At 67.5% G+C, this 26,717-nt stretch carries 28 protein-coding genes and 1 tRNA gene; 16 read left to right on the forward strand and 13 right to left on the reverse strand.

Going from position 1 to position 26,717, the window contains the following annotated elements; all coding sequences use genetic code 11:
• Window position 1: 1 nt before the first annotated feature.
• The 6 genes from J0J01_RS24515 (at window position 2) to J0J01_RS24540 (ending at window position 3,098) form a co-directional block, all read left to right on the forward strand.
• Window positions 2-559 carry a Maf family protein gene (locus tag J0J01_RS24515; protein WP_296385519.1) on the forward strand — a complete coding sequence of 186 codons (558 nt, stop codon included), beginning with the start codon at window positions 2-4 and terminating at the stop codon, window positions 557-559.
• The gene (locus tag J0J01_RS24520; RefSeq protein WP_296385521.1) at window positions 556-1,740 is read left to right on the forward strand and encodes a ribonuclease E/G; all 1,185 of its coding nucleotides are present in this window, start codon (window positions 556-558) and stop codon (window positions 1,738-1,740) included. The genes J0J01_RS24515 and J0J01_RS24520 overlap by 4 nt, the downstream gene beginning before the upstream one ends.
• A 96-nt stretch (window positions 1,741-1,836) precedes the next feature.
• Window positions 1,837-2,238, forward strand: a complete 402-nt coding sequence (locus J0J01_RS24525; protein ID WP_296385522.1) for a hypothetical protein — start codon at window positions 1,837-1,839, stop codon at window positions 2,236-2,238.
• Window positions 2,239-2,326: 88 nt separating this feature from the next.
• Window positions 2,327-2,551 carry a DNA gyrase inhibitor YacG gene (gene yacG / locus J0J01_RS24530; RefSeq protein ID WP_296385524.1) on the forward strand — a complete coding sequence of 75 codons (225 nt, stop codon included), beginning with the start codon at window positions 2,327-2,329 and terminating at the stop codon, window positions 2,549-2,551.
• 32 nt (window positions 2,552-2,583) lie between these two features.
• Window positions 2,584-2,659 (forward strand) — tRNA-Phe (locus J0J01_RS24535).
• A 130-nt stretch (window positions 2,660-2,789) separates the two neighbouring features.
• The gene (locus J0J01_RS24540; protein ID WP_296385527.1) at window positions 2,790-3,098 is read left to right on the forward strand and encodes a hypothetical protein; all 309 of its coding nucleotides are present in this window, start codon (window positions 2,790-2,792) and stop codon (window positions 3,096-3,098) included.
• 3 nt (window positions 3,099-3,101) lie between these two features.
• Here J0J01_RS24540 and J0J01_RS24545 read toward each other — a convergent pair whose 3' ends face one another.
• Entirely contained in the window at window positions 3,102-5,039 is a 1,938-nt protein-coding gene (locus J0J01_RS24545) for a primary-amine oxidase (protein ID WP_296385529.1), read from the reverse strand.
• A gap of 111 nt (window positions 5,040-5,150) precedes the next feature.
• Here J0J01_RS24545 and J0J01_RS24550 point away from each other — a divergent pair, with 111 nt between their 5' ends.
• On the forward strand, window positions 5,151-5,564 hold the full coding sequence (locus J0J01_RS24550) for an SET domain-containing protein (protein ID WP_296385531.1): 414 nt from the start codon (window positions 5,151-5,153) through the stop codon (window positions 5,562-5,564).
• A gap of 16 nt (window positions 5,565-5,580) precedes the next feature.
• Window positions 5,581-6,561 (forward strand): 2-dehydropantoate 2-reductase, encoded by a 981-nt coding sequence (locus J0J01_RS24555; protein WP_296385533.1) that lies wholly within the window; start codon window positions 5,581-5,583, stop codon window positions 6,559-6,561.
• Here J0J01_RS24555 and J0J01_RS24560 read toward each other — a convergent pair.
• Complete coding sequence (locus J0J01_RS24560) at window positions 6,553-7,551, reverse strand: LacI family DNA-binding transcriptional regulator (RefSeq protein WP_296385536.1); 999 nt, start codon at window positions 7,549-7,551, stop codon at window positions 6,553-6,555. The two genes, J0J01_RS24555 and J0J01_RS24560, sit on opposite strands and share 9 nt — an antisense overlap.
• A gap of 129 nt (window positions 7,552-7,680) precedes the next feature.
• Here J0J01_RS24560 and J0J01_RS24565 point away from each other — a divergent pair, with 129 nt between their 5' ends.
• The 6 genes from J0J01_RS24565 to J0J01_RS24590 are packed head-to-tail and all read left to right on the forward strand — an operon-like array spanning window position 7,681 to window position 14,619.
• Entirely contained in the window at window positions 7,681-9,261 is a 1,581-nt protein-coding gene (locus tag J0J01_RS24565) for an ABC transporter substrate-binding protein (protein ID WP_296385538.1), read from the forward strand.
• On the forward strand, window positions 9,258-10,082 hold the full coding sequence (locus tag J0J01_RS24570) for an alpha/beta hydrolase (protein ID WP_296385539.1): 825 nt from the start codon (window positions 9,258-9,260) through the stop codon (window positions 10,080-10,082). The genes J0J01_RS24565 and J0J01_RS24570 overlap by 4 nt, the downstream gene beginning before the upstream one ends.
• A gap of 33 nt (window positions 10,083-10,115) precedes the next feature.
• Window positions 10,116-11,120, forward strand: coding sequence for a GTP-binding protein (locus tag J0J01_RS24575; RefSeq protein ID WP_296385541.1), 1,005 nt, complete (start codon window positions 10,116-10,118; stop codon window positions 11,118-11,120).
• Window positions 11,120-12,541 (forward strand): amidohydrolase family protein, encoded by a 1,422-nt coding sequence (locus J0J01_RS24580; protein WP_296385543.1) that lies wholly within the window; start codon window positions 11,120-11,122, stop codon window positions 12,539-12,541. Before J0J01_RS24575 ends, J0J01_RS24580 begins: the two co-directional genes overlap by 1 nt.
• 14 nt (window positions 12,542-12,555) lie before the next feature.
• Entirely contained in the window at window positions 12,556-14,004 is a 1,449-nt protein-coding gene (locus J0J01_RS24585; RefSeq protein ID WP_296385545.1) for an APC family permease, read from the forward strand.
• Between the two features lie 33 nt (window positions 14,005-14,037).
• Complete coding sequence (locus J0J01_RS24590) at window positions 14,038-14,619, forward strand: VOC family protein (protein ID WP_296385547.1); 582 nt, start codon at window positions 14,038-14,040, stop codon at window positions 14,617-14,619.
• 48 nt (window positions 14,620-14,667) lie between these two features.
• Here the strand turns inward: J0J01_RS24590 and J0J01_RS24595 are convergent, their stop codons facing one another.
• From J0J01_RS24595 to J0J01_RS24640, 10 genes are all read right to left on the reverse strand, one after another.
• Window positions 14,668-15,375, reverse strand: coding sequence for a response regulator (locus J0J01_RS24595; protein ID WP_296385549.1), 708 nt, complete (start codon window positions 15,373-15,375; stop codon window positions 14,668-14,670).
• A gap of 122 nt (window positions 15,376-15,497) precedes the next feature.
• Window positions 15,498-18,221, reverse strand: a complete 2,724-nt coding sequence (locus J0J01_RS24600) for an ATP-binding protein (RefSeq protein ID WP_296385551.1) — start codon at window positions 18,219-18,221, stop codon at window positions 15,498-15,500.
• A gap of 40 nt (window positions 18,222-18,261) precedes the next feature.
• Window positions 18,262-18,747, reverse strand: a complete 486-nt coding sequence (locus tag J0J01_RS24605; RefSeq protein ID WP_365738192.1) for a molybdopterin-dependent oxidoreductase — start codon at window positions 18,745-18,747, stop codon at window positions 18,262-18,264.
• Between the two features lie 131 nt (window positions 18,748-18,878).
• Window positions 18,879-19,409: a 6-carboxytetrahydropterin synthase gene (locus J0J01_RS24610; RefSeq protein ID WP_296385553.1), complete on the reverse strand. Its 531-nt coding sequence runs from the start codon at window positions 19,407-19,409 to the stop codon at window positions 18,879-18,881.
• Window positions 19,406-19,990 carry a GTP cyclohydrolase I gene (locus J0J01_RS24615; RefSeq protein WP_296385555.1) on the reverse strand — a complete coding sequence of 195 codons (585 nt, stop codon included), beginning with the start codon at window positions 19,988-19,990 and terminating at the stop codon, window positions 19,406-19,408. The genes J0J01_RS24610 and J0J01_RS24615 overlap by 4 nt, the downstream gene beginning before the upstream one ends.
• Window positions 19,991-20,378: 388 nt before the next feature.
• Window positions 20,379-20,726 (reverse strand): hypothetical protein, encoded by a 348-nt coding sequence (locus J0J01_RS24620; RefSeq protein WP_296385557.1) that lies wholly within the window; start codon window positions 20,724-20,726, stop codon window positions 20,379-20,381.
• A 289-nt stretch (window positions 20,727-21,015) separates the two neighbouring features.
• Window positions 21,016-22,062 (reverse strand): selenide, water dikinase SelD, encoded by a 1,047-nt coding sequence (gene selD / locus J0J01_RS24625; RefSeq protein ID WP_296385559.1) that lies wholly within the window; start codon window positions 22,060-22,062, stop codon window positions 21,016-21,018.
• Between the two features lie 53 nt (window positions 22,063-22,115).
• Window positions 22,116-22,913, reverse strand: coding sequence for an N-acyl homoserine lactonase family protein (locus tag J0J01_RS24630; protein WP_296385561.1), 798 nt, complete (start codon window positions 22,911-22,913; stop codon window positions 22,116-22,118).
• Window positions 22,914-23,238: 325 nt separating this feature from the next.
• The gene (locus tag J0J01_RS24635) at window positions 23,239-23,619 is read right to left on the reverse strand and encodes a hypothetical protein (RefSeq protein ID WP_296385562.1); all 381 of its coding nucleotides are present in this window, start codon (window positions 23,617-23,619) and stop codon (window positions 23,239-23,241) included.
• A 10-nt stretch (window positions 23,620-23,629) separates the two neighbouring features.
• Window positions 23,630-23,854, reverse strand: a complete 225-nt coding sequence (locus J0J01_RS24640; RefSeq protein ID WP_296385564.1) for a hypothetical protein — start codon at window positions 23,852-23,854, stop codon at window positions 23,630-23,632.
• Between the two features lie 198 nt (window positions 23,855-24,052).
• Here J0J01_RS24640 and J0J01_RS24645 point away from each other — a divergent pair, with 198 nt between their 5' ends.
• Window positions 24,053-24,388 (forward strand): hypothetical protein, encoded by a 336-nt coding sequence (locus tag J0J01_RS24645; protein WP_296385566.1) that lies wholly within the window; start codon window positions 24,053-24,055, stop codon window positions 24,386-24,388.
• A 329-nt stretch (window positions 24,389-24,717) separates the two neighbouring features.
• On the opposite strand, the gene J0J01_RS24650 is transcribed toward J0J01_RS24645, so the two are convergent.
• Entirely contained in the window at window positions 24,718-25,875 is a 1,158-nt protein-coding gene (locus tag J0J01_RS24650; protein WP_296385568.1) for a hypothetical protein, read from the reverse strand.
• 59 nt (window positions 25,876-25,934) lie between these two features.
• Here J0J01_RS24650 and J0J01_RS24655 point away from each other — a divergent pair, with 59 nt between their 5' ends.
• Complete coding sequence (locus tag J0J01_RS24655) at window positions 25,935-26,705, forward strand: class II aldolase/adducin family protein (protein WP_296385584.1); 771 nt, start codon at window positions 25,935-25,937, stop codon at window positions 26,703-26,705.
• Window positions 26,706-26,717: the final 12 nt, after the last annotated feature.

Here is a 26,717-nt window from a genome sequence, read left to right on the forward strand (position 1 = left end):
GTTGCTCGTCCTGGCGTCCGCTTCGCCGCGCCGGCTGGACCTGTTGCGGCAGATCGGCCTGGAGCCCGACGCGATCGATCCCGCCGACACCGACGAGACGCCGGCCCCGCGCGAGCTGCCGCGCGCCTACGCATTGCGCATGGCCGGGGCGAAGCTCGCCGCCGTGGCGCCGCATCATCCGGCCGATGCCGTCGTGCTGGCCGCCGACAGTGTGGTCGCGGTCGGCCGGCGCATCCTGCCGAAGGCGGAGAGCGAGGCCGAGGCGCGCGCTTGTCTGGCGCTGCTGTCGGGCCGCCGCCACAAGGTGCTGGGCGGCGTCGCGGTCGGCTGCAACGGCAGGGTCCGCGCGCGCCTGGTCGAGACGGCGGTGCGCTTCAAGCGGCTCGAGCGCACGGAGATCGACGACTATGTCAGAAGCGGCGAATGGCAGGGCAAGGCCGGCGGCTACGCCATCCAGGGCCGTGCCGCGTCGTTCGTGTCGTTCCTCTCCGGCTCCTACAGCAACGTGGTCGGCCTGCCGCTGTTCGAGACGCTGGCCCTGCTGAAGGCCGTGCGATGAGCGGCATCGATCGCTTGATCTGCCACGTCCTGCCGCAGGCCTTCCTGATGGCGCTGACTGCCGCCGGCCGGCTGGTCGAGCTGCAGATCGCCCGCCGCGACAGGCCGTCGATCGAGGGCAGCGTGTTCCTCGGCCGGCTCGAGCGGGTGATGACCGACCTCGATGCAGCCTTCGTCGATATCGGCACCGGCCGCTCGGGCTTCCTGCGCGCCGAGGACCGCGCCGGCCTCGATGGCTGGCCGCAGGCCGGCGCACCGGTGCTGGTGCAGGTGCGCAGCGAGGGCGAGCACGACAAGGGTCCGCGCCTCAGCATGAACATCGCCGTGTCGGGCCGCTATCTCGTCTATCACCCGCTGGGCACGGGCGTGAGCTTCTCGCGCCGCATCGAGGGCGAGTCCGAGCGCGAGCGGCTGGCCGGCCATGTCGCGACGTTGCTCGAAGGCGGCGTGATCCTGCGCACCGCCGCAGCCGGTGCGACCGCCGAGCTGCTGCGCACCGACGCCACGCGCGTGATGGAGCGCTGGGAGCGCCTCCGCCGCCGCGCGCTCGACGCCGTGCCGCCGGCCGACTTGAGCGCGCGCATCCCCGGCGAGCGCGATCCGATCGAGCGCATGCTGCGTGACTACGGCGCCGGGCTCGAGGAGGTGATCATCGACGACCGCGCCATGGCGCGTACGTTGCAAGACGAAATGGACCGCCGCCAGGAGCGTATCCGCGTTCGCTGGCACAACGGACCCATGCCGGTGTTCGACGTCGACGACGTTGCGGGCCAGATCGACACCGCTCTGGCCCCGCGCATCGCGCTGCCGAGCGGCGTCGAAGTGCTGTTCGAGCCGGGCGAGACGTTGTGCGCGATCGATGTCGACAGCGCCCGTGCCGGGGGCCGGCAGGGCCGGGCGCCGCGGCGGCCGGTCGAGGTCAATCTCGAGGCCGCGCCGGCGATCGCCCAGCAGCTTCGCCTGCGCAATATCGCGGGCGCGGTGGTGGTCGATTTCGTGACCATGCGCAGCGCATACGATCGTGACAAAGTGCAGGCCGCACTGGCCGAGGCGCTGGGCGACGACCCGGTGCCCTGCCAAGTCTATGGATTCACACGGCTTGGCCATTTCGAGCTGACCCGGGCCCGCCGCGGGACCACCCTGGCGGGGCAGCTCCAGGCCCTCGAACACACGCAAGATTGAGGAACGAAAATCCGCCGTCCGGCGTTTATCGGTTAGCCGTCCGACTCCCCCCATTCGGTCAGCCGAGCGGCCACCATCCTCTGGAGGCCTGTAAAAATGTGTGACTATTCCCTCGAACTGTATCGTTCCGTCCCCGCCGCTGTTGGCGAGTCCTACAAGCTGGTCCGCTTTGGCACCGGCTCGATGGGCTTCGCGGCCGGCACGAGTTGCGACACCGCCGCTTGCGTGCCTGCCGGCGCGCATCTTCGCCTCGAAGGCATCGACGAGGCCCTGCAGCAGACCCTGGGCATCGGCGCCTCCGAAGAGGTCGTGATGACCCGCCTCGAAGGCGGCCTGCACAAGGACGCCGTGCGCTTCGCCAACGGCCGCGAGATCTCGCTGCAGAGCCTCAATCCTGGCCTGTCTGCGACGATGTTCATGCCGTTGCCGGACCTCGGCCTCGATAGGCTCGACAAGGTCGCCGACGAGATCGCCGAGCGCGATCTGATCGACGCCTGATTTCTGCGGGCGGGCTGCTCGATTGTCGTCGGGCAGCCCGCCGCTCCCTGTTGACGCTTCGGTCGGCCGGCGCGATTTTGGCGACGCCATGACACCGCCGGACCGACCCGTTCCGTTGCGCGCCGTGAGGACCCAGGCGGAATGCCCGGTCTGCGGCAAGCCGGCTGACGGAAAATACCGTCCTTTCTGCTCCAAGCGCTGCGCCGACATCGATCTCGGACGCTGGCTGAAGGAAAGCTACCGCGTGCCCACCGACGAGCCGCCCGGCGACGACGAGGGGCCGCTGCAGGGACCAACTGGACAGGAACGTTGACGCGTCCTATACAGCCGCCCGCCTAACGGCGCGCCCAGGTAGCTCAGTTGGTAGAGCATGCGACTGAAAATCGCAGTGTCGGTGGTTCGACTCCGCCCCTGGGCACCATTCCCTTTCAATGAGTTAGCCGACCGATCTGCCTTCGGCAGCGCGGCGCTCGTTGCGCCGGACATAGAGCACGATCCAGCCGGCGCTCGCGCCGTAAGGGCCATCTCGCTCAGGGCATAGAGCTCGATCCATGAGGCGTAGCACGCGGGAGCGGTTGTCGGCGTTCTTCGCCTGGGCGAAGGAGAACCGCATCCTTGTTGTCGGCACGCTGCCGCCGACCTACGACGACTGGCCCGTTCCGGCTTCCCGAGACGCATCGATCCGGCAACTCTATCTCGATGCGGGGCTGCCCTTCGTCGTGCCGCCGAACCGCAGCCGATATCCCCGCGACTGCTTCTGGGAGTCCGCCGTCCGGCTGAACGAGGAGTGCCAGGCGCTCCACTCGAGGACCCTCACCGAGGCACTGGCGCCGATCCTCGCGCGGAAAGCACCGCGATGAGGGTCAGTCGACGCAACAGCTCATGCCGCGATCCGATGGCGGTACATCGAGCGCCGGATTCTCGCTGAAGAAGCCGGCGGGGTGAAGGGCAAAGCCCGACGTCGTCACGGGCTGGACCGGGAAGTCCTCGGGACGGGGAATATGGTGCAGGCCGAAGCTGTGCCAGACGACGATATCGGTATCGATCAGCGGCCGGTCCGCTGCGGTCCAGGTTGGCAGGCCGTCGCCGCCGCCGCTCTGGTTGGGATAGCGGCCGGCGGCATGGAGCTCGTCAGGGTGATAGGCGGTGACCCAGAGCTGTCGAGTCATGAAAGCGGCGCGCTTGGCCACCATCGACTGCGGGTTGGAGAAGATCGGAACCGGACTCAGCGGCAGCAGCTTGTAGGCGGTCGGCTGGCCCATCGCGTTGCGACGCTCGGTGCTCTCGATCTTCCAGAAGCGGGCCGCGTTGAAGTCGACGTTGCGCTGCGCAGCCTGCTCGGTCCTCAGCACGTTCTCGCGGATCGTGAAGGCGTTGCCGTGCGGATTGTCGGGACCGATGGGCATCGCCACGGTATCCACCTCGACGACCCGGTTGCGCTCGCCGTCGATCGCCATGTCGAGGCGGACATTGAAGATGTGCTGGTGGTAATGCGCATAGACGCCGGGCGAGACGATCGTCCCATAGTCGGGCCGCTCACCGGGCTTGAGGCCCGATGTATTCAGGATGCCGGTCGCCTTCATCTCGAAATGGATCGAGCCGTCCTGGTGGAAGTACCAGAACGAGCCGTATTCGTAGTTGCCGACCGTCGAGATCGACGACACGACCAGACGGCGCGCGCGTCGCACGTCGACCTCGCCGGTGAACAGGTCGGTGTGCTTCCACAGGATGCCGAAATCCTCTTCGTGCAGGCACACCGCGTTCTCGATGCAGTAGGGCTCGCCCTTGCTGTCGGCCAGCCAGGTATCGAAATAGCGGATGGCGCCGAGGCAATCGCATCCCAGCGTCTGGGAGTTGGCGAGGACGCCGATGCCGTATTCGCCGACATCGAAGGCGTTCTTCCGATAGTGCCCGCCATCGGGATGGCCGTAGGGTACGACCATCTCGGACAACGCCGCGCGATGCAGCACCCGCCGTAGCCTGCCGCCATCCTCGTAGCCGACGGCATGCAGCACGAGGCCTTCGCGCGCGTTGAAGCCCACCCGCAAACGCCATTTCTGCCAGAGGACTTCGTTGCCCTCGACGCGAAAGCTGGGACCTTCCGACTGCACGATCTCCAGGGGCTTCACGTCGTTGCGGTAGACGGTGCGATAGCGGGCGGCGTAGTTGCGGCTCTGCATCGGGACATCGGCAATGCCGTAGTCATCGACGCGCAGCACCTCGGCCCGGTCGAGGTCGACCACCGGGCACAGTCCCTCGATGGGATGGGCGTAGGGGTTGTCGTTCTTCTCGGTCCGGTACCAGCAGAACGTATGGCAGAGCCGCCGGCCCGCTTCGTCCGGCAGCCCGTAGTTGCCGGCCGACCAGGGATCGACCTGGACATTGTCGATGTCGGTGATGCCGCGCTTGGCCAGCGCCGCCCGGAACCGTGGATCGGCCCGGGCGACCTCGCCGACCAGGGTGATGTCGTCGACCAGGATGCGCGGCCGAACGCCGGGGACGTGTCGCCAGTCGACGACCGTGTCGGTCGCCAGATCGACACGGGCTTCCCAGACCTGGCCGTTGGCGCGGTCGAACGCGCAGACGAAAGCCTCGCGCGGGAAGGGTGCGCCCGGGCGGAAGCCCTGCACGACATCCTTTTCGGGTTCGCGCAGGGTGATGGTCTCGAACATCATGCCGGCCCCGAGATCGTGCGCGGCCCGGACGGCTGCGGACGCCTGCCGGATCTCGTCAGGCGTCAGCGGGTCGAGCGGATGGCTGGGCGCCGGAATCGTGCGGGTCTCGGCAACGGCGTCTGGCATTCGGATTCCCCTCGACGGTCGGTGTCGGAGGGTACCTCGACGGGAGTTGCGCTCGCCACCCGGAGTTGGCAAAAGCGCGGCTTGTATCGTGAGGCAAGAGTTCGTCGAGCCATGGGGAAGCGCGTGTGGAGCAAGGCCCTGCTCTATCTGGGGCCGTCGAAGATCGATGGGATCGGGTGCTTTTCGGATATCGTGATCAGGAAGGGCGAGTTCGTCCGCGTCTTCTCGCCCGAGGACAGCCGGTGGATGCCGCTCAAGAGGGCGCATACCTCGCCGCAAAAGAACCTGATCAAGAAGTTCGGCATCCGGACCGAGGGCGGCTACTGGGCGCCGATCGACTTCCTGCGTATTTCCGTCGGCTGGTACATGAACCACTCCGAGACGCCGAACCTGCAGTCGGACGACGGCGACGTGACCTACTTTGCGCTCAAGGACATCCATCCCGGGGATGAGGTGACGATGGACTATCGGCGGATGGACCCCAAGCACGACAATCTCAGCCGGGATGTCGTGCTGCCCGGTTGATGGCAAGATCGGGCCCATGAAGATCTGCATCGTCGGCGCCGGCGCGGTCGGTGGCCTCATCGGCACGCGGCTTGCCATGCACACCGAGGCCGAGGTGTGCGCATTTGCCCGCGGCGAGACGCTGAAGGCCTTGAACACCCAAGGCTGGCGCCTCAAGCAGGGTGAGGCTCTGCTGAATACCCCGACGCGAGCCTCGGCGGAGGCACGGGAGCTCGGGCCGCAGGATCTCGTGGTGATCGCGGTGAAGGCGCCGGCCATGCTGGCGATCGCCAGCCAGATCGGCCCGCTGCTCAAGCCGGACACGATCGTGCTGCCGGCGATGAACGGCGTGCCGTGGTGGTTCGCGCAAGGGCTCGAGGCAGTGGGCGGGAAACCCCTGCAGAGCGTCGATCCCGGCGGCGCCATCGCCCGAGCCATCCCGCTCCGCCATGTCGTCGGCTGCGTCGTCCATCTCAGTGCCGCGACGGCCGAGCCGGGCCTGGTCGTGCATCGCAACGGCAACGGCCTGATCGTCGGCGAGCCCGACGGGACGATGTCGCCACGCCTGAAGCAGGTGCATGACCTGCTGAGCGAGGCGCGCTTCGAGGTGACCTCCTCGCCCGCCATCCGTCACGACATCTGGTACAAGCTCTGGGGCAACATGACGATGAACCCGGTGTCGGCGCTGACCGGCGCCACCGGCGATCGCATGCTCGACGACGTGCTGGTGCGCAATTTCTGCTCCGCGGCGATGCTCGAGGCCTCGGCGATCGGCGCCCGGATCGGCTGTATCATCGATCAGGATCCCGAGGCGCGCCACGCGGTCACGCGCGAGCTCGGCGCCTTCAAGACCTCGATGCTGGTCGATGCCGAGCGCGGCAAGCCGATCGAGCTCGATGCCCTGGTGACCGCGGTGCACGAGCTTGGCCGGCGAACCGGCGTCGCCACGCCCTTCATCGACGGCCTGCTCGGGATCACGCGGCTGTTCGCGCAGACCCGCGGGCTGCTGTCAGCCTGAGGTCACCCGCGGCGGCGCGCAGGACTCGCGCAGCACCAGGTCGACCGGCAGCACCGCCCGGGATTGCGGGCCGTCGACATCGCCGCGCAGCCGCTGCAGCAGCAGCTCGGCGGCCGCACGCCCGACATCGTCGAGGCTCCAGCGCAGCGCGGTGATCGCGGGCGTATGGGCGGCGGCAAGGTCGGTGTCGCCGACCGACAGCACGGAGAGGTCGTCCGGCACGGAAAGCCCCGTGTCGCGCGCCGCCCGCAACGTGCCGGCGAGGATGCGCGTGCCGAGCGCGATGATCGCCGTCGGCCGGGCCGCGTCGCGGAGCAGGGCGAGCGTGTCGGCGTGCGCGAAGTCCATCGGCGAAGCCTGGATGCAGAGCTGCGCGCCGCCTGGATCGAGGTTCAGCTCGTTGAAAGCCTCGTGAAAACCCGCGATGCGCTCGCGGCTGGGGCGCATGCGTGCATCGGCCGTCAGGAGCGCGATGCGTCGATGCCCGAGGCCGATCAGGTATCGCGTCGCCGCCTGTGCGCCGGCGCGATGGTCGACCAGGACGGCGGGGTCTTCATCCAGCGGATCGCGATCGACGATCACGACTGGGGTGCCGGTGGCGGTGAGCTCTCGCCAGGTCGTGTCGTTGGCGTCGCTCCCGGGTGCCACCAGCATGCCGTCGAGCCGCCGCCCGCGGAACTCGCCGGCGGCCGAGCGCTCGCGTCCGGGATCGTTCGCCGTGCTGGCGACGACCAGCATGTAGCCGGCCTCGCGCAGACGGGCCTCCGCCGCGCGCACGATGGTGGCGTTGAGGGGATTGGCGATGTCGGGCACCAGGCAGCCGACCATCCCGGTCGATCGCGTGCGCAGGCCACGGGCCATGAAGTCGGGCTGGTAGCCAAGCTTGCTGGCCGCTGCGCTCACGTCGCGCGCGATCTTGGCACTTACGTTCTTGCCGCCATTCAGCGCCCGTGAAACCGAGCTGAGCGAGACACCGGCGGCTTTCGCCACGTCGTGGATCGTGACGATACGCTTGTTGGAAACGATTTCCTCCAGTCCGACTCGATAGTGTTGACTCCAAGTGTCGGCATCGGGAGGATACTGGAAACGATTTCAACAAAACAATAACCGGGAGGTCACATGCTCAAGATCAATCGCCGCCTTCTCGCGGCAGGAACGGGCGCGCTCGCCTTGCTGGCCGCGGCACCGGTGCTGGCCCAGGGCAAGGCCCTGAAGTTCGTGCAGAACGGCAATCTGACGATCCTCGACCCGATCTGGACGACGGCCTACGTCACCCGCGACCACGGCTACATGATCTACGACACGCTGTTCTCGACCGACGAGAGCAACGCGGTGAAGCCGCAGATGGTCGACAAGTACGAGGTGTCTTCTGACAAGCTGCTGTGGACCTTCACGTTGCGCGACGGCCTGGAATGGCACGACGGCGCGCCGGTGACGGCGGAGGATTGCGTCGTGTCGCTGAAGCGCTGGGGCGCGCGCGATCCGATGGGCCAGAAGCTGATGGACTTCGTCGCCGAGCTGAAGCCGGTCAACGACAAGACCTTCACGTTGCGACTCAAGGAGCCGTACGGCCTGGTGCTCGACACGCTCGGCAAACCCTCGTCGAACGTGCCGTTCATGATGCCCAAGCGGATTGCCGGCACCGATCCGTTCAAGCAGATCGACAGCCAGATCGGCTCCGGCCCGTTCATCTATGTCAACGCCGAGTCCAAGCCGGGCGAGAAGCACGTCTACATCAAGAACCCCAAGTACAAGCCGCGCAGCGAGCCCGCCTCCGGCCTCGCCGGCGGCAAGATCGCCAAGGTCGATCGCGTCGAGTTCATCGACATGCCCGATCCGACGCAGCAGGTGAACGCGCTGATCGCCGGCGAGGTCGACATGATCGAGCAGGTGCCGCACGACCTCATTCCGCTGCTGAAGAAGGACAAGGCGGTGCAGGCGGTCGACTGGAACCCGCTCGGCCAGCAGTTCGTGCTGCGCATGAACCATCTGACCAAGCCGTTCGACAATCCGAAGATCCGGCTGGCCGCGCTCTATTCGATGCGCCAGGAGGACTACCTCAAGGCGACGGTGGGCGAGCAGCAGTACTACAAGGTCTGCACCGCTGCCTTCGTCTGCGGCACGCCCAACGGCTTCGAGATCAAGGGCGACCTGCTGACCAAGCCCAACTTCGAGAAGTCCAAGGCGCTGCTCAAGGAGGCGGGCTACGATGGCTCGCCGGTGGTGCTGATGCAGTCGACGACGCTGCCGGTGCTGACCAACATGGCGCCGGTCACCAAGGCGCTGCTCGAGCAGGGCGGCTTCAAGGTCGACATGCAGGCGATGGACTGGCAGACCGTGGTGTCGCGCCGTGCCAAGAAGGATCCCGCCGACAAGGGCGGCTGGAGCGCCTTCCACACCTACGCCATTGCCGCCGACATCCTCAATCCGATCGCTGCCAACTTCACGGTCGCCAACGGCGACAAGGCGTGGTTCGGCTGGCCCAACGATCCGGAGATGGAGAAGCTGCGCGACGCCTATTCAAAGGAGACCGATCCGGCCAAGTCCAAGGCGCTGGCCCTGGCAGTGCAGAACCGCGCGCTCGAGACGGCGCAATATGCCTGGCTCGGCCAGTGGTACGGGCCGGGCGCGGCGCGGGCCAACGTCGTCGGCTGGTTGAAGGCGCCGGTCACCGTGCTCTGGAACATCGAGAAGAAGTGAAGCCGCAGCGCAGCGAGGTCCGCGCGCCCGACGGCACGCGGCTGGCGGTCTACGAATGGGGCGATCCGGCGGGGCCGGAGGTGGTGCTGATCCATGGCTTCGCCCAGTGCCACCTCTGCTTCACGCCGCAGATCGAGGCGCTGGCGACGCACTTCCGCGTCGTCGCCTTCGACCAGCGAGGACACGGCGAGTCGGAGCAGCCCGCCGATCCTGCCGCCTATCGCGGCAGCCGCGTCTGGGCCGACGACATCGCCGCCGTCATCGCCGCCAAGCGGCTGCGGCGGCCGGTGCTGGTCGGCTGGTCGATGGGCGGGCGGGTGATCCGGCAGTACCTGATGGTGCACGGCGACGCTCGCCTCGCCGGCATCAATTTCGTTGCCTCGCTGGTGGTCGAGGACCCGCGCGGCCGTGGGCCGTCGGGGCTCAAGCCGCTACCGGAGACCCTGTCGCGCGCCGAGGAGATCGAGGCGGCGATCGCCTTCGTCGATGGCTGCTACGGCAGGAAGCCTCCCGAGGCGGAGTTCCGCCGGGTGCTGGCCTACAACATGCGCGTGCCGGCGTCGGTGCGCCGCGCGATCGGCGGCTGGTCGACCGAGCCCGGGCCGACGATCGAGGCACTGGAGAAGGTGCGCGTGCCGGTGCTGATCACGCACGGCCGCGCCGATGCCGTCGTGCTGCCGCTCGCCGTCGACTCCAGCCTGGCCGCAATGCCGCACGCCGAGGTGTCGTGGTTCGACGGCTGCGGGCATTCGCCGTTTGCCGAGGACGCTGTGAAATTCAATCGCGAGCTCGTGGCCTTCGTGCAGTCCTGCCAAGGTTGACCGCGGTCTGACGGCCTGCCCAAATCGCAGGCCGTGAACCCGAGCTTCGCCCGTCTCACCGAGGTCCCTGCCGAACCGATCCCGCTGACGGTGCTGACCGGCTTCCTCGGCAGCGGGAAGACGACGCTGCTGTCCCGCGTTCTCGCGCTGCCGGACCTGCGTGACACGGCGGTCGTGATCAGCGAGTTCGGCGCCGTCGCGCTGGACCATCTGCTGCTCGAGGCCACCGCCGACGACGTGGTCGAGCTGCCCAACGGCTGCACCTGCTGTGCGGTGCGCCAGGGCCTGGCTGACGCCTTCTACCGGCTGCTGCGGTCGCGTCCGTCGGCGGCCAAGCCGTTCCGGCGCATCGCGCTCGAGACCAGCGGGCTCGCCGATCCCGGGCCGGTTCTCTACACCCTCTCGGCCGACTCTTTCCTCGAAGCGTCGCTCACCCTCGATCGCGTCGTGACGACTGTCGATGCCGTCGCCGGCCCGGCGACGCTTGATCGCTATCCGGAGGCGGTAGCACAGGCGGCCGTCGCCGACCTGCTGCTGCTCACCAAGACCGATCTCGCGTCTCCGCCGGACGGGTTCGTGCAGCGGCTGGCGTCGCTCAATCCGACCGCGCCGATCGTCGATGCCGGCGAGGTCGACGCGGGCGACCTGCTGTTCGGCGGCTCGCCCCGGGCGCTCCCGCGGCCGCGGCCGAGTGCTGCGGCCGCGCACGCCCATGGCATCTACGCCCTGGCGCTGCGGCTGCAGCGGCCGATGGACCGCCTGCGCTTCGCCATGGCGCTGGGCGGCCTGGCGCGCGATCACGGCGAGAAGCTGCTGCGCGTGAAGGGGCTGGTCGAGTTCGCCGATCGGCCGGGCGGGCCGGCGGCGATCCACGCCGTGCAGCACACGCTCTATCCGCCGCGCTGGCTGGAGCGCTGGCCGGACGCCGACCATGCCAGCCGCCTCGTCTTCATCCTCCGTGATCTCGAGCCGGACGAGATCCTGCGCCGCTTCGCCGAAGGCGAGCCGGCGATCGTCGCTCCGGCGGGAGGCTCCTGATGCTCGACCTCGCCATCACCGGCGGCACCTGCGTGCTGCCGACCGGAACCCAGGCCGCCGACGTCGGCGTCAAGGATGGACGCATCGTACTGGTCGGCGGGCCGGGCTCGCTGCCCGACGCTGCCCGTACGGTCTCGGCCAAGCACCGCCTGGTCATTCCCGGCGGCATCGATCCGCACATCCATTGCCTGATGCCGGTGCGCGCGCCGGGCCGGCCCGATGTGCTGACCGATCCGCCGTCGCAGGTGAGCAAGGCGGCGCTGCATGGCGGCACCACCACCCTGATCGACTTCGTGCAATGCGTGCACGAGCGCACCGTCCAGGAGTCGATCGCGGCGACGCAGGCTCAGTGGAAGGGCGCCTGCTACTGCGACTACGGCTTCCACCTGACCCTGATGGGCGAGGTGCCGCAGCCGCATTTCGGCCAGCTCGCCGACGCGATGCAGGACGGCCATGCCAGCATCAAGATCTTCACCACCAACATCCGGCCAGGAAATGTCGGCCGCATGGTGCCGCACGGCCATATCTGGGAGGCGCTGAAGGTGGTCGCCGGTGCGGGCGGCATCGCCTGCATCCATGCCGAGGACAACGACATCGTGATGTTCATGTACGAGAAGCTGATGCGCGAGAACCGCGTCAGCTTCGAGCACATGGCCGAGGTGCACAACGCGCTGTCGGAGGAGCTGTCCTTCAACCGCGTGATCCGGCTCGCCGAGAACGTCGAGGGCGCCGCGCTCTACATGGTGCACGTCTCGGCGGCGACCGGCGTGGCGGCGCTCGCGGCGTCGCGGGCGAAGGGCTTCCCGATGTACGGCGAGACCCTGCACCAGTACCTGATGTACAACGCCGAGGACTACAAGCGGCCGGGCGGGCAGATGTTCCACACCTACCCGTCGCTCAAGTATCCCGAGGACCAGAAGCGGCTGTGGGAGGCGACCAACCGCGGCGCCATCCAGACCATCGCCACCGACGAGCTGTGCTGTCCGCTGCGGGTCAAGCTGCAGGGCAGCCGGATCGACGACACGACCGGCGGCAACTCCGGCGTCGAGCCGCGGGTCGGGCTGATGTATACGCAGATGGTGACCAAGCGCGGCTATTCGGAAGCCCATTTCGTCGACATGATCTCGACCAACGCGGCCAAGATCATGGGCCTCTATCCGAGGAAAGGCGCGCTGGCGGCAGGCTCCGACGCCGATATCGTGCTGCTGCAGACCGGGCTCGAGAAGACGATCAAGGCCGCCGACCTGCACGAGACCGACTACACGCCGTGGGAGGGCCACGTCGTCACCGCGTGGCCGACGGTCACGATCAAGGGCGGCCACGTGGTCGTGGAAGAGGGCACCTTCCACGGCGACCTCAAGCATGGCCAGTTCCTCGAGCGTCGCGTCAGCGACGACATCCGCAGCCGGCCGGCGGTGTAGAGATGCCTGCCGATATGTCCACCGACATGCCGGTCGGCGCCCTGCGCAAGGACGCGCTGGGCGTCCCCCACATCGTCTTCTTCGTGGTCGCCGCCGCTGCGCCGTTGACTGCCGTCATCGGCGTCACGCCGGCCGCATTCATGCTCGGCAACGGGCCGGGCGTGCCGTTGACCTTCCTGCTGGTCGGCGTCCTCTATCTGCTGTTCAGCGCCGGCTTCACCGCCATGAGCGGCTTCGTCGGCAGCTGCGGCGGATTCTATTCCTACATCGTCGCCGGGCTGGGGCCTACCGCCGGCGTGGCCGGGGCGATGATCGCGCTCGCGACCTATTCCGCCATCGAGATCGGCTTGTGCGGAATGTTCGGCTTCTTCCTCAACGACATGGTGACGTCGCACGGCGGGCCCGAGATTGCCTGGTGGCTCTATCCTGTCGGCCTGCTGGCTCTCGTCTATGCCTGCGGCCGCCGCAGCATCGAGTTCAGCGGTACCGTGCTCGCCTGCTGCATGATCGCCGAGGTGACCATCCTGCTGCTGCTGGGCGTGGCGATCCTGCTCATGGTCACGGGCGGCCCGGCGGAACCGGTCGTGGTCGCGCCGTTCGGCACCGCGGCGCTCATGCCGGGGCTCGGCATGTCGCTGGTCTTCGTCGTCACCGCCTTCGTCGGCTTCGAGGCGACCGCGATCTTCGGCGAGGAGGCGCGCGACCGCGGGCGCACCATCCCGCGCGCGACCTACATCGCCGTCATCCTGATCGCGCTGTTCTATGCCTTCACGACCTGGACGGTCTCGCTCTACTACGGGCCGGACCGGATCGCGGACCAGGCGGCGCAGCACACCGCCACGCTCTATTTCACGCCGGTCAAAGTCCTGATGGGCCTGACGGCGGGCCACGTCATGGAAGGCCTGCTGGTCGCCAGCCTGTTCGCCTGCGCGCTGTCGTTCCACAATACCCTCAACCGCTACCTGTTCGCGGCCGGCCGCGAGGGGCTGCTGTGGCGGGGCCTCGGCCGTACCCATCCCGACCACCACTCGCCGCTGCTCGCCGGCGCGGTGCAGACCGCGGTCATGCTGGTCGGGATCGCGCTGTTCGCGCTGGCTGGGGCTGACCCCTATGCTGTCGTGTTCTCCTGGATGGGCGCGTTCTCGAGCCTCGGCATCCTGATCCTGCAATTGCTGGTGTCGCTCGCCGTCATCGCCTTCTTCTGGCGCAACAGCCGCGGCCTCAGCGTTTGGCGCCGCCTGGTCGCGCCGGCCCTGAGCGCGCTGGGGCTTGCGGCCTGCTTCGTGATGATGGCCGGCAATCTCGAGTTGATGAGCGGCTCCAACTCGCTCATCGTCCGGAGCTTTCCGGGGCTGCTGCTCGCGATCGGGCTGGTCGGCGCCGGCCTAGCCGTCTGGGTCAAGGCGCGCGACCCCAAGGTCTATGCCCATCTCGGGCGGACGTTCCATCAGGAGCTGGGGTAGGATCGCGTCACGATCACAGCCCGCGAGCCCACCATGTCCCGCATCCGTCCGTCGCGCTTCGTCCACGTCGTCTATCGCACCCGCCAGTTTGACAAGATGATCGACTGGTACCGCACGGTCTTCGACTGCCGGGTGCAGTACCAGACCCCGGTCCTGGCCTTCCTGACCTATGACGACGAGCACCACCGCGTGGCGCTGATCAATCTCGCTGCGGTGGCGCCGGATGCGAGCCATGACGGCCCGCGCGGCGCGGTCGGCGTCGACCACGTCGCCTACACCTATGGCAGCGTCGACGACCTGATGGAGAACTACGCCCAGCTCAAGGAGAAGGGGATCCTGCCGTACTGGTGCATCCACCACGGCGTGACGATGTCGATGTACTACGCCGATCCCGACGGCAACCAGATGGAGCTGCAGGTCGACTCCTTCGACTCGGCCGACCAAGCCAATGCCTTCATGACCGGCCCGGGCTTCGCTGCCAACCCGATCGGCGTCGAGTACGACCCGGAGGAGATCCTGGCCAAGATCAGGGCCGGTACGCCGGGCTCGGCCTTCTTGCGGCGCAAGAGCGATCTACCGGTGTCGCCGATCCGGGGAGCGATGACGCCCGCCTGAAGCGCGGGCCTCACATCGGTGCCGGGCGCCGGCGGTCGATCTGGCCGGCTAATCCTGCGGCGGGACGAACATGTAGCCGACGCCCCAGACGGTGCGGATCGCCGTCGGATGCTCGGGATCGACCTCGATCTTGCGGCGGATGCGGTTGATGCGCAGGTCGATGGCGCGGTCGAACGCCGCCATCTCGCGATGGCCGATGCGCTCCAGCATCCAGTTGCGCTCGAGCGGCCGGTTGGGATTGTCGGCGAACAGCTTCAGCAGATCGAACTCGCTAGCCGACAGCGTCTCCTCGTTGCCGTCCTGCTCGATCAGGATGTGGCGCTCGAGGTCGAGCACACGGCGGCCCATGCGGACCCGCTTGCTCGGCGCCGCGGCCGGCGCCTCGCCGGTGCGGCGCAGCACGCTCTTGATGCGGGCCAGGAGCTCGCGCGGCTCGAAGGGTTTCGGAATGTAGTCGTCGGCGCCGGACTCGAGGCCGACGATGCGGTCGACCGTCTCGCCGGCCGCCGTCACCATGATGATGCAGATCTTGCCGCTCTTCTCGCGCAGCCAGCGCGCCAACGCGAGGCCGTCCTCGCCGGGCAGCCCGATATCGAGCAGCACGAGATTCGGGATTTCGCGCTCCACCAGCCGGCGCAAGCCGACCCCCGAGGCAAAGCCCGTGACCCGGTAGCCGCGCTTGCTGAGGTAACCGATCAGTAACTGGCGGCCCGCAGCCTCATCTTCAACGACGACGATATGTGGGCGCCAATCCATTCTTCACAACTCTGGCCCGGGGAGCGCACCTGGCGCCAAGGCGAAAATGTTAGAGGACTCCAGCAGTTTAGCCAAGCTTCTGAGGCCGTTTCATCAGGCGACTCAGGCGCTTCATTAGCGACTCAAGCGTCGATCTGGCCGCGTACCCGGTCCATCTCGACCACGAGATGGCCGAACTGGCCCTCGCAGGCCACCCGGTCGCCGGTCTTGGCCGCCGTTTCAAGGGCTGCCGCGGTGCTGCTCAGCAGGCGGGCGCCGACCGCCAGGGCGCCGCTGCGTAGCCGATGGGCCGCCGATTGCAGGGTCGCGAGGTCGCCGCAGGCCATCGCCTGCTCGAGGTCGTGGGAGGAGGCCGATACGGTCTCGCTGAACCGCCGCAGGATGCTGCGCCGCGCATCGTCGTCGTTCTCGACCCAGGGATCGAGGACCGTCGGATCGATCGCCGGCGTATCGTCGGCCGGCCGCACCGCCTTCTTCACGGCCGCCACGGGCGGCAGCGGCACCTCGGTCTCTTCCGGCAGCCAGCGCCGCAGGGCGGCACGCAGGCCGTCGAGTCCGACCGGTTTGGCGAGATAGTCGTCCATGCCGGCCGCCTTGCAGCGCTCTTCCTCGCCCGCCATCGCGTCGGCGGTCACCGCCACGATCGGCGTGCGCTTGCGGCTCTCGCCCTTCTCGATACCGCGGATCTCGCTGGTCATGGTGAAGCCGTCCATCACCGGCATGTGGACGTCGGCAAACACGATGTCGTAGCCGCCGCTGCGCCACGAGCTGAAGCCGGCGAAGCCGTCGGCCGCCGAATCGGCCGGCATGCCCAGCACCTTGAGCTGGCGCAGCATGACCTCGCAGTTGATCGGATTGTCGTCGACCACCAGCGCCTTGCGATTGCTGGCAGCGGGGGCGGCGGCCGGCTGCGTCGGCTGGGCGGCGGCCTTGGGCGCCGGCAGCGCCGGCTGCTCGACCACCGTCGGCTTGAGCTTCAGGGTGACGATGAAGGTGGCGCCCGAGCCCGGCAGGCTCGACACCGTGACGTCGCCCTGCATCAGCTCGGCGAGCTGCTTGACGATCGACAGGCCGAGGCCGGAGCCGCCGAAGCGGCGGGTGATCGAGCTGTCGACCTGGCTGAACGGCCTGAACAGCCGGGCCTGCTGCTCGGCCGAGATGCCGATGCCGGTGTCGGTCACTGCCAGCACCACGCGCGCCATGAGGTTGTCGATCGGCTCGGCCGAGGCGCGCAGCATGACGCCGCCGCGGTCGGTGAATTTCAGCGCGTTCGAGAGCAGGTTGAAGATGACCTGCCGCACGCGGGTCGGGTCGCCGATGAAGGCGTCGGCCGGGCTGGAGGCGACGATGCCGACCAGCGACAGGCCCTTGCGGGTCGCCTGCGGCTTGAACACCTCGACGGCGCCGTCGATCAGGTCCTTGAGCACGAACGGCAGCTCTTCCAGACGCAGCGCACCGGCCTCGATGCGCGAGTAGTCGAGCAGATCGTTGATGTTGCGCAGCAGCACCTGGGCCGATTCGCGCATCATGTTGAGGGTGTGCGTCTGGTCCTTGCCCGGGCCCTCGGCCTCGAGCACGTCGATCATGCCCAGCACGCCGTTCATCGGCGTGCGCAGCTCGTGGCTCATGGTGGCGAGGAACTGCGACTTGTGCTGCAGCGCGCGCTCGAGCTGCCAGCCCTTTTCGCGGATCTCGTTGATCAGGCGCACGTTCTCGATGGCGATCGCGGCCTGGTCGGCGAACACCGTGGCGAGCTCGATCTGCTTGGCCGAGAAGGGCTCGACCGCCTGGCGGGCTATCGCCAGCACGCCGATCAGCTGGCCGTCGCGGGTCATCGGCAGGCCGAGCATGGTGCCGAAGCCGTTCGAGTTGGCCGATTCGCCGGCGGCGTTGGCGATCGACACGGTGCGGGCGCCGCCGGCAACGCGCACCACCAGGTCATCCCAGGCAGGCGCAGCGGGAGATGCGCCCAGCATGTCCATGCCCGAGCCGCCGCCGGCGACCCAGCGGAAGGTGCCCTCCTGGAACTGGTAGATGCCGGCCATCTGGGCGCGGCACAGGCGGGTGGCGGTGTCGACCACCGCCTGCAGCACCGGCGCGAGGTCGAAGGTCGAGCGGCTGATCGCCTTCAGCACGTCGGAGATCGCGGTCTGGTAGTCGAGCGATTCGCGCAGCTCCGCGGTGCGGTCGCTGACCTCGCGCTCGAGCTCGACGCGGGAGCGCTGCTGCGCCGAGGCGAAGCGGTAGAGCAGGACCACGATCAACAGGCCGGCGGTGACCAGCAGGCCGGTCAGCAGCCAGTGCTGGAAGGAGAGGTCGTGCTGGTCCTGCGCGACGATGTCGCCCGAGCGCACGTTGGCCGCGGCGGCGAGCTGCAGCATGCGCGGCACCTGCGGCTCGAGCAGGTTGCGGATCCTCAGCACCACCTCGGGGTTGGGCAGGCCCGGCACCAGTTTGTCGATGGTGGCGAGCGTCGCCTCGAGCTCCTCGACGTTGCGCTTGAGGTCGGGGCGCTCGGCGATGAACTCGGCGGCCTCGCCGGTGCGCAGCAGCACGAGGCGGTTGACCAGCACGTCGAGCCGGAGCGCCACGGCATCGGCGTCGATGTTGGCGCCGGGCAGGGCGGAGGCGGAGATCGTCTCCTCGAGCCGCAGCACCTCGTGCGCGGCCTGGCTCAGGAGCCAGGTCAGGTTGTAGCGGGAGACGCGACCCAGCGCCTCCTGGCGATTCACGATCAGGACGGAGTTGGCGATCACAGCGACCGCCAGGAATCCCAGCAGCAAAGCGAGCAACAGCCGCTTGATATTGGAGAACCGGCCGAACCCGGCAGCCAGTACCTTCCACATCGATCGGTCGCCCGCTTCTTCCGCCCCCGGGTCGCGCTGCCTACTTCACGACCATGCGCGCGACCTGCCATACCGAGCGGCTGTAGAAGCGCTGGTGCTGCAGTTCGGCGTTGGAATCGTAGTTGTAGACGATGAACAACGGACCCTTGTCGCGCACCGGCATGTAGTTGCCGTCGCGCTTGAAGGCGAGGACCACCGGATGGGTCTTGAAGTCCTCGACCGGCACGTCGGTGGCGTAATCGTTGAGCGCGGTCACGGTGAGGCTGGTGCCCTTGGCGCCGACCGCCTCCATCAGCTTGCTCATCGGCACGCCGGTGAAGGTCACCGGGTCCTTGTACCAGGGCGTCTTGGTGGTGAACGAGGAGCTGCCGAGCGCCTCGATCATCGGCATGTCGAATTCGGCCTTGTCGCCGTTGTTGGTATTGCCGATCAGGCCGGAGATGGTGAGCACCACCTTGCCCTGAGGCTTGGCGAGCGTGGCTGCCCAAGCCCGTGTCGTAGCCATGCCGGCGGCCGTCAGCGCCATGCCGGCCAGGCCGGCAAACTTGCGTCGCGTGACGATCATCTTCATCTCCTCGTTCCCCATTGACCAAAGGTCTTGCTCAGACGGCAGACCCTGCCGGGACGCCGGCATTCGTAGTGCTTCCGTCGAGTCCCTCAGATCGGAGGTTCGGCGTGGCGGTGTTCCTGATAGATGGCGGAGTTGCCGCTATGCTCGCGCACTTCGACCGATTCCACCCAAACCCGGCCGTCAGTGTCGGCCTTCACCATCTTGCCCACCTGGCCATGAACGTAGCGGGCGACTTCCTCGCATCCCACGGCGGGCAGGATGCGAAGGTTCATGAGTCCGATCTCGGCCATCCGCTCGAACTCGCCGATCATCGGATCGTCGGCGGCGACCAGGACGGTGTGGTCGAACATCTCGTGCAGCCAGGCGCGCACTTCCTTGAGGCCGCCGAAGTCGAGGCACCAGTTGTTCTCGTCCAGCCGGTCGGTGGCGAACACGAAGCGGAAGGCCAGCGCATAGCCGTGGATCTGCTGGCAGTGCGAATGCTCGGCTCGCCACTGGCGGAAGCAGCACGACAGACCTTCGTTGTGGTCGTAGGTCTTGATCGAGCGGTAGAGCGTCCCGGCGCGCGAGGGCTGGGACACGGACGTGAGCTGCACTTTGTCGAACACGGCCGTCATACTCCGGCCCTCCGCTCGAGGCCCCGGCATTCCTCGAGGAACTCCGACTTGAGCTTCGGATCGTCCTTGAGCAAGCCGTAATAGGCGCTGCTGATCATCTGCGATTCGTGGCTGGCAAGCACGCCGCGATGGGTCTTGCACATGTGCACGGCGCGCAGCCGGACGGCAAGGCCGCGCGGCGCGGTGCGCTCCATCAGGTAGTCGCCGATCTGACGGGTCAGCTCCTCCTGGACCTGGAAGCGGCGGGCGAAGTGGTGGACGACGCGGTCGTACTTCGACAGGCCGATGACGCGGCCGTCGGCGGCGATCACGCCGATGATGGCGCTGCCGAAGATCGGCATCAGGTGATGGGCGCAGGTCGAGCGCATCTCGATCGGCCCGGTGACCATCAGCTCGCTGGAGGTCTCGGTGCAGTCGAACTCGGTGAGCCGCGGCGGCGCGCTGAAGCGGCCGGCGAGCAGCTCGTTGACGTACATCCGCGCCACCCGCTGCGGCGTATCCTGGGTATTGGGATCGGCGCGATGATCGATGCGCAGGACTTCCAGCAGCTCGGTGAGCTTCTGGGCCGCAGCGTCGATCATGGACTTCTTTTGTTCCTGGGTGAGCGGCGCATCGAGCGCCTGATTCGCCGGCGTCCCCAAGTACAAAGTGTCGATTATATCCATGCAGTATCCTCGTGCTGCGGCTTCCCTCCACGGCACCACGATCAGCGCCGTGGCCCAGTCCGGCCAAGAGCGTTGACCTCAGATACATTTTACCATTTTTGCGTGTCATGCGGCTAGGGCTACCGCAGGCTGCGGTAGAACTTTGTTTCGCATGGTCTTTTTTTGCCGCCCTTCCCGTGAGGGGCGGACAATCGGCCGTCGCGGGCCCGCACGCCTTCCCGTTCATCACCGATGCCCCCTCACGTCGCGGCGTTCACTCCCTCCGCCGCCCGGGATGGAATGCCCATCCCGGTATCGCCCCAGGCTACGCGTCGCGATTGAGATCGCGATACATGCGCTCGAGGCGTTCGTCGTCGACTTCGGGCTGCGGATCGCTCTCGACCTCGTCGATGGCCATCCAGGGCCGGATGACGCGCCGGGCTCTTTCGAGTCCGAGGCGGGCTAGATTCATTGTCATGGGGGGAACGTCCTCCGACTCGCGGGTGAGTTCCTCCAGTTCCGTCAGCAGTCGGGCAATCCGCGCCACCTGCAGATCAACCGGGCTACTCGGCTCGGCGCCCTGCGAAGGCACGCGCGGAACAGGCTGCTGACGATAAAGTTGGCCTCTGCGGAAATCTCGGCGTCTCTCGAACTGAATAAGTTCGGCAGTCATACCCAGCCCCTTCAATGGGAATGAACGAAAATAGTCGGACCGGCAATTTGGACGCGGTACGCGTTACGCAAAACACATGGAGAAAAGCCCCCCTTTCCCCTCTCGGACCTAAATTGGTCACAGGTGTTTCGTAACGACCGCGTGTTTTGCGGCGATATCGTCCGTTTACGGAAGTTGTATCATCCGTATCGAGGCCACAGATTTGTTGCAGGGCCGGCTGGTTTCTCGGGCTCATTGCCGCGGTTTTAGTGCGCAATCGCACCTTTCAACTGCGACGCCTTTGAAACGATCAGACGACCGTGATCGACGGTTTGCCGGACTCGACGCGGCCGATGATCGCCGCCGACGGCAGGCCCGCCTTCTTGATCGTCTCGACGAGGCGCGGTGCCGCCGCCGACGCGCACGAAACAAGCAGGCCGCCCGAGGTCTGCGGATCGGCCAGCAGGTGTCGTTTCCATTCCGGCATGCCGCTCGGCAAGGCGACGTCGTGGCTATAGCTCGCCCAGTTGCGATGCGAGGCGCCGGTCACGAATCCCTGCTCGGCAAGCATTGCCGCATCCTTGAGCAGCGGCACCTGGTCGACCTGCAGAACGACCGAGAGCTTGGAGCCGCGCGCCAGCTCCAGGGTGTGGCCGAGCACGCCGAAGCCGGTGACGTCGGTGATGGCGTGCACGTCCTTGTCCTGGCCGAGCTCGGCGCCGACCTTGTTGAGGGTCGTGGTCGCCGTGATCATCTCCTGGTAGGCGGCGGGCGGCAGGGCACCCTTCTTTATCGCGGCGGAATAGATGCCGACCCCGACCGGCTTGGTCAGGATCAGGGCGTCGCCGGCCCTGGCGTCGGCGTTGCGCCGGACCTGGCTCGGATGGCAGGTGCCGATGACCGCCAGGCCATAGACCGGCTCGGGGCAGTCGATCGAATGGCCGCCGGCGATCGGGATGCCGGCCGTGGCGCAGACCGAGGCGCCGCCCTTCAGGATCTCGCGCACCATCTCGACCGGGATCTTGTCGACCGGCATGCCGAGGATGGCCAGCGCCATGATCGGCTTGCCGCCCATGGCATAGACGTCGGAGATGGCGTTGGTCGCGGCGATGCGGCCGAAGTCGTACGGGTCGTCGACCATCGGCATGAAGAAGTCGGTGGTGGCGATCACGCAGGTATTGTCGTCGACCTGCCAGACCGCGGCGTCGTCGGAATTCTCGGTCCCGACGAGCAGCTGCTTGTAGATCGCGGTGGCCGGCTGGTCGGCCAGCAGTTCCTGCAGGACGGACGGGGCGAGCTTGCAGCCGCAGCCGCCGCCATGGGCAAGGCTCGTAAGGCGAAGAGGGTAGGTGGTCATGGGCACTAGACTAGCGCCACCGGGCCGATAGAGCTAGGCGCGTCGCGTGCTGCCTAGTCGTAGTATTGCGGCGAATGCTTCTGCCCAGCGCTGGTGGGCTTATCATGATTGATCCAGAGCTGCGCCTTGTTGTCGGCCAGCACCTTGACCAACTTGGCATGCGAGGCATGGGTCTGGTCGGCACTGGTGTTCATCGACGGCACGCGGTCGTTGTCCCAGTTGTCCTTGAAGTGCGCGAGATCGCCGGTCAGCACCACGTAGCCGGTCTTCGGCAGATGCACGAGCAGCGACTGATGACCAGGCGTGTGCCCGGGCGTCGACAGGATCACGGCGCTGCCGTCGCCGAACACGTCTGTATCGCCAGCAAGCGGCTTCATCGGCCGGTCCTTCTTGAACGGCGGCGGCTTGCCGTCGGCGAACGCCCAGTCGACCTCGGCTTTCTGGATCAGCAACGTCGACTTGGGGAACATGTCGACATTGCCGACATGGTCGCCATGGCTGTGCGAGACGCCGACGAAGGTGACGTCGTCCGGCTTGACGCCGATCTCGGCAAGCTGGGTGGCCAGCTTCCTGGTCCGCGTCGCTGTGCCGATCGGGCCGGTGACGGGCTTGTCGGCGACGGCGTCCGGGTAGCCGGTGTCCCACAGCAGCCACTGCGCACCGTGCTTCATCAGGTAGCAGTTGTCGGAGAGCTCGAGCGGCTTGCCGACATTGATGCCGGGCGACCAGCGCGACTGGTCGGTCGCGGCGTTGTGGCCGCAATCCATGATGTAGAGCTTCTCGACAGCTTGCGCTGGCGCGGGGGTCTGGGCGGCGGCCGGTGACGCGAACGCGGCGGCGAGAACAACCATGGGAGCAACCATGAGGGCGCGCATGAGATCCTCCATGCAATCGACGGCGGGAGGTTAGCGCGCGCGCCGTCGGCGCCCGTTTCACGTTTTCGTTGGCCGCAGCTCCTCGGGCGCATCGTCGCGCGCCATTCGCCTTAGAGTAAGCCTTCCTCCCCATTCAAATGGGAAGGTGGCGGCGTCCGAGCGATTTTCGAGCTTCGCTCGAAAACGCGTGGCCGACGGAGGGGTCATGGGTGACTGCGGCCCATGACCCCTCCGCCCCCGTAAGACGTGGGCACCTCCCCATATGAATGGTGAGGGATTGCTTTGCGCGATTCATGTCGCTCTAGCTACCGGTGCTGTCCTGCTCGTCGAGCCAGCGGCGCGCGGCGTGCATCTCGCGAAAGATCTGCAAGGGACGTTCGGCCATCGCCGCCGTTGCGAAGATCTGCGCCTGGGCGAAGCTTGCGTCGGACCCGGCGACGAGCGCCAGCGCGCCGACCTGGCCGTGCTGGGCATACAGCACCACGCGTTGGCCCAGCCTCTTCAGATCCTCGTCGCTCACCGCGATCGGCTCGGCGCCGATCTCGAAGATCTTGCGATAGGCCATGGCGCCTTCGGTGGTGACGGCGGTGAAGTACTGCTCGATGTCCTGGACTTTCACGTCGTCCTTGCCGACCGCGATCACGAGCCGGGCGGGATGGGAGATCGTCCAGTGAACCGGCATTGCGTATCGGTCAGTCGCCGCCGCTGCTCATGCTCGGCCGCGCGTCCGTCCGGCAGCGCGTCGCGCCAAGCGGTGTCAGGCGGATGCGGCCCTCGTGCTCCTCGACCAGCGCCAACAGCTTGAGGCGCGCAACCGACGCGGCGCGCAGGTGCTTGGGCTTGGAAATCCCGCTGGCGACCCGACGCAGGGCCGTCTGTTCGTTGGGGCTGAGCGGGGCGAGCAGGCCACGTTCCATGGGCACCTCCGGCTCACGGGGAACCATCAAAGACCTTTCGGCCGGGCGTGGCAATGACGCCGATGTGAATATCGCGTGGCAAAGAACGGGCGCCCGGGGCCGGCAACGGCGAAAGGCCCGCCGCGTTGTGTGCTAAAGTACTGAACCGACGAAGAAACGCGGCACGAGGATTTTCCCTTGCCGGCGCGGGAATGAGCCATGGAGATCGACAGCCTCGTCACCGCCCTGGAGCGGATCGATCAGGCGACGCGGGACTTCCTGCGCCTGTCCGACATGCCGGGCGCGCCGCGCCAGTTGCATGAGGCGCTGTCGCGTTGGTGCAGCGACCTCGACAGCGGCGGCAGCCTCGATCCGGCGTTCGACCGGCAGCGCGAGGCGGTGAAGGCGGCCTGCCTTTCGACGCGTGACGCGCTCGAGGTGCTGGCGGTCGAAGTCGGGCCGCTGCCGCATGCCGTGGTGCGCCACGTGCGCGAGCTCTCCGAGATGATCGGCACGATGTTGCCGGCGCTGGTGCGGGTTGCCGATCGCGGCTAGAGCATATTCCGTTCGGCTGGAATCAGCCGAACGGAATATGCCTGCTGCAACAACAACCCCCGTGCGCGCATTTCCGGGCAGATGGAACCGCGAGCGGTTCCATCTGCCCGGAAATCGCTCTAGCGCATCGCCTTCCTCCCCCGTCTTCGGAAGCGGTGGCAGCGTCCGAGCGATTGTCGCGCTTCGCTCGAAAACGCGTGGCTGACGGAGGGGGCATGGGCCGCGACGCGCCGACTCCTGACCCCATCGCCCTCGTATGACGAGGGCACTTCCCCTTGCCGGACTCCGGCAAGGGGAAGAAGGCTGAACCAGATTGCTCGGACTTTGTTCTAGCGGATCGCGGCCAGCGTGTCGGCGAATGCTTTGGCCACTGGTCGCAACAGAGCCGGGTCGACGGCGGCGGCCGAATCGGCGGGCGTATGGAAGTATTTGTGGATGCCCGCCATGCCGAAGAAGTTGGCATAGCCCGCGGCATGGACCTCGCGCAGCTCGCCGATCGCCGCCTTCTCGGCGGTGAACCGCGTGCCCGCGATGCCGGCGAAATGCCGATCGACCAGCGGCGTCAGCGCCGCCGAGCTGTTGATCGCGCGCACCACCGGATCGCGGCAGGCGAGCGAGGAGCCGAAATGTGCCCACGCCGCCGTCGCCGCCGGTTTGGGCGCGCCGTCGCGCATGAAATGCTCCATGCCGCCGTGGCCGATCTCGTGGCCTGACGTGGCGACGAACACGAGGTCGTGCGCGGGGAACTTCTCCTTCGCCAGCCGCGCCATGGCGAGGAAGCCCGCGATGCCCGGCCCGCGCTCGCAGGTGCTGGTGAACCAGCTGGTCACCGGCGTCGAGATCACCAGCCACTTGCCGCGGCCGCGATCGAGCCTGGCGACGACGTTGCGGCCCTTGACGTCGCGGCGATAGGCGGCGCGCACCGAGACTGACGCGCTGGCGCCGGCCTGCAGCAGGTTGGCGTCCTTGGGCGCGACCAGCAGCACCGGCACCGGCCACGGCGCGGCGGCCTGGTCGACGTTGTAGGTGAAGATCTCGCCGCTGGGATGGGCGATGTCGAGCAGCACGGCCTGCGGCTTTTGCGCGAAGGCTTCGGCGAGCCGGGCGCGATGGCCGTCGTTGAGATAGGCACCGCGGTCGTAGGGCAGGCTGACGCGAGCCAGGCCGCCAGGCGCGATCGGCGCGGTGATGTCGAAGCTCGTCTTGTCCTCGGGCGGCCACCATTGCGGCACGACGTCGATCAGCTTGTCGCCGATCCGGAGCGTGCCGACCTTGAGCACGTACTGGCGATCCATCCGGAAGCGCTGCTCGCTGACCCGCAGGCCGGCGAGGGTGAGCTCGGACGCGATCCAGTCGAGGGTCGCATCGGCCGATTCCAGGCCGTAGCGATGGATGCCGAAGGTCTCGTAGCGGGTGACGTCGGCCATCAGCCGGCCGGTGTCCAGCGGGTCGGCGCGAGCCGGAACAGGGGCCGGAAGACTTGCCATGGCGGACCCCACGAGAAGGACGGCAAGGAGGTGGCGCAGCATCGGATCAGAGTGGCATGATGGTGCCGCCGGCCCAAGAGGAGGGTTCCATGCGCAATATCGATCCGCAGGAATGGGAAGTCCGCTGCGACCTCGCCGCCGCCTACCGGCTGATCGCCCATTACGGCATGGACGACCTCATCTTCACCCATCTGAGCGCGCGCCTGCCGGGCAAGGAGCATCGCTTCCTGCTCAATCCCTTCGGGCTGCTGTTCGACGAGATCACCGCCTCGAGCCTGGTGACGGTCGATCCCGAGGGCCATGCGATCGAGCCGGTCGACGAAGCCAAGATCAACAATGCCGGCTTCACCATCCATTCCGCCGTGCACATGAGCCGCGACGATGCGCAATGCGTGATGCACACCCACACCACCGCCGGCATGGCGGTGGCGGCGCAGGAGCAGGGGCTGCTGCCGCTCAACCAGATGTCGATGCAGTTCTTCGGCCGCCTGCGCTACCACGACTACGAGGGCATCGCGCTCGACCTCGACGAGCGCGAGCGGCTGGTGAACGACCTCGGCGACAGCGACGTGATGGTCCTGAAGCACCACGGCCTGCTGACGACCGGCCGCAGCGTTGGCGAGGCCTTCTACAACATGTACTACCTCGAGCAGGCGTGCCGGCTGCAGGTCGCCGCGACCCAGGGCGGCCAGAAGGTCACGCTGCCGTCGGATGCGACGGCGGAGCACACGGCGGGGCAGTTCAACCGGATCGGCACGATCAAGGGCGAGCGGCCGTGGACGGCGCTGCGAAGGAAACTCGACCGCATAGCGCCAGATTACGCCAGCTAGCTGGCGTAATCT

The organism is Reyranella sp. (genome assembly GCF_017305915.1).
In the GTDB taxonomy this organism is placed as follows: domain Bacteria; phylum Pseudomonadota; class Alphaproteobacteria; order Reyranellales; family Reyranellaceae; genus Reyranella.